Source organism: Paraburkholderia sp. 31.1, from assembly GCF_014397645.1.
GTDB classification, from domain to species: Bacteria; Pseudomonadota; Gammaproteobacteria; order Burkholderiales; family Burkholderiaceae; genus Paraburkholderia; species Paraburkholderia tuberum.
The window spans coordinates 1-873 of the sequence record NZ_VZQN01000178.1; the positions used below are offsets into that span (position 1 = coordinate 1).

At 65.9% G+C, this 873-nt stretch carries 1 protein-coding gene; it reads left to right on the top strand.

Going from position 1 to position 873, the window contains the following annotated elements; translation table 11 throughout:
- Positions 1-873 (top strand): ammonium transporter (locus F6X37_RS35870; RefSeq protein WP_187614682.1); only part of this gene is annotated, 873 nt, incomplete at both ends.

The following is an 873-nucleotide window of genomic DNA, read 5'->3' on the forward strand; positions in this document are numbered from 1 at the left end:
TCGAAGATCAACTCCGGCGACACCGCGTGGATGCTGACCTCCACCGCGCTCGTGCTGTTCATGACGATCCCGGGTCTCGCGCTGTTCTACGGCGGCATGGTCCGCAAGAAGAACGTGCTCGCGACGCTGATGCAAAGCTTCGCGATCACCTGTGTCGTGACGATCGTCTGGACCGTGGTGGGCTACAGCCTCGCGTTCACGCCTGGCAGCTCGTTCATCGGCGGCTTCTCGCGCGTGTTCATGACGGGCATGAACTACATCAAGGGCGACAAGGCCACGACGCTGACCGTCAGCCACCTCGCGCCGACGATCCCCGAGACGGTCTACTTCGTCTACCAGATGACCTTCGCGATCATCACGCCGGCGCTGATCACCGGTGCGTTCGCGGACCGCATGAAGTTCTCGGCGATGCTGGTGTTCATGACGCTGTGGTCGATCATCGTCTACTCGCCGATCGCGCACATGGTGTGGGAGCCGAGCGGCTGGCTGGCTAGCGCGGGCATCCTCGACTTCGCGGGCGGCACGGTGGTGCACATCAACGCCGGTATCGCGGGTCTGGTCTGCTGTCTGGTGCTCGGCAAGCGCGTCGGCTATGGCAAGGAAGCGATGGCGCCGCACAACCTGACGCTCACGCTGATCGGTGGCGCGATGCTGTGGGTCGGCTGGTTCGGCTTCAACGCGGGTTCGGCCGTGGCAGCGGACGGCCGTGCCGGCTTCGCGATGTTCGCGACGCAGGTGGCGACCGCCGCGGCGGCGCTCGCGTGGATGTTCGCCGAATGGGCAGCCAAGGGCAAGCCGTCGGTGCTCGGTATCGTGTCAGGCGCGGTCGCGGGTCTGGTGGCGATTACGCCGGCGTCGGGCTTCGTCGGCACG